Consider the following 1662-nt stretch of genomic DNA (forward strand, 5'->3'; position numbering starts at 1 on the left):
GGGGTGCGGCGGGTTGCGGGGCTGCGGCGCGCAAGGCGGGCTGCCCGGCGATGCGGAACACGCTCACCGCCTGCGCCAGTTGCGCTGCCTGGGCCTTGAGCGAGCCCGTGGCAGCAGCGGCTTCCTCGACCAGGGCCGCGTTCTGCTGCGTCACCTGGTCCATCTGCGAGATGGCCTGGTGCACCTGGTCGATGCCCGAGCTTTGCTCCTGGCTGGCGGCAGCGATCTCGGCCATGATGTCCGTCACGCGCTTGACGCTGTCCACGATGGCATCCATCGTCTTGCCGGCCTCGGCCACCTGCTGGGTGCCTTCGTCCACCTTGCCCACCGAGTTGTCGATCAGTGTCTTGATGTCCTTGGCGGCAGCGGCCGAGCGCTGCGCGAGGCTGCGCACTTCCGATGCCACCACGGCAAAGCCCCGGCCCTGCTCGCCTGCGCGGGCGGCTTCCACCGCAGCGTTGAGCGCCAGGATGTTGGTCTGGAAGGCAATGCCGTCGATCACGCCGATGATGTCGGCGATCTTGCGCGACGATGCATTGATGGCACTCATGGTGTCCACCACGTGGGCCACCACCTGGCCGCCCTGCATGGCCACCTGCGATGCCGACGAGGCCAGCTGGTTGGCCTGGCGGGCGTTGTCGGCGTTCTGGCGCACGGTGCTGGTCAGCTCCTCCATCGAGGCGGCGGTTTCCTCCAGCGAGCTGGCCTGCTGCTCGGTGCGCGACGAGAGGTCCTGGTTGCCTGCATCGATCTGGTTCGATGCCGTGGCGATGCCCTCGGTGCCCGCGCGCACGCGGCCCACCACCTGGGCCAGGCTGGTGTTCATGTGCTGGAGCGCTTCCATGAGCTGACCCGTTTCGTCACGCGAATGGACCTCCACGGTGGTGGTCAGGTCGTTGTCGGCCACGGCGCGCGCCACGCGCACGGCTTCGGACAGGGGACGCGTGATTCCGTGCGTGAGCCACCAGGCGCACACGCCGCCCACCGCCACGGCCAGCACGCACAGCAGCATCAGCCACATGCGGCTTTCGGCATAGACGCCCTGGATGTCCTTGGCGGTGGCGTCGATGCTGGCGCGCTGCAGGTCGAGCAGCTGCTGGATCAGCGCCATGTATTTCTCGGCCGCCGGCAGGTAGACCTGCGTGAGGGTGCGCTCGGCCTCTTCGAGCTGGCCGTCGGCCTTGGCCTTCACCGCCTGGTCGCGCGAAGAGAGGTAGGTGACGCGGGCCTTCTTGATCGTGACCCACAGTTCCTTTTCCGCGGGGTTCGAGAGCAGGGGTTCGATGCGGTCCTGCAGCTTGCCCGATTCACGGGTGGACATGGCGGCGTCTTCGGCAAAGAAGCCCGCCAGCGAGGGGTCGGTGCTCTTGACGATGGCCGTGGTGCGCCGGGCGCCGCTGTAGACGTAGCGGTACCAGTCGCTGATCATGCGTTCCATGGCCAGGGGCTGCTGGGTCATGTCGTTGGTGGCCTGGGCCACGGTCTGCAGGCGCCAGAGACCGAAGAGGGTCATCAGGACCATCAGGGCCAGAACAAGTGCAAAGCCTCCTCCGAGGCGTGTGCCGATTTTCAGGTTTTTCATGGTTTTTTCAGGAGCTGGATTGCGTGTTGCGGGGGGCCGAGCGCCTGGGGCGCGGGCTAAGCGGTGGGGGCGGCCGGCAG

1 protein-coding gene is annotated in these 1662 nt (G+C 67.5%); it reads right to left on the bottom strand.

The genetic code is table 11. The features are described 5' to 3' along the window. The coding region (locus ACDELDRAFT_RS22250) for a methyl-accepting chemotaxis protein (protein WP_005801021.1) at positions 1-1582 on the bottom strand (1582 nt) is incomplete at its 3' end. Between the last annotated feature and the right edge of the window lie 80 nt (positions 1583-1662).

Source organism: Acidovorax delafieldii 2AN (assembly GCF_000175235.1).
Lineage (GTDB): Bacteria > Pseudomonadota > Gammaproteobacteria > Burkholderiales > Burkholderiaceae_C > Acidovorax > Acidovorax delafieldii_B.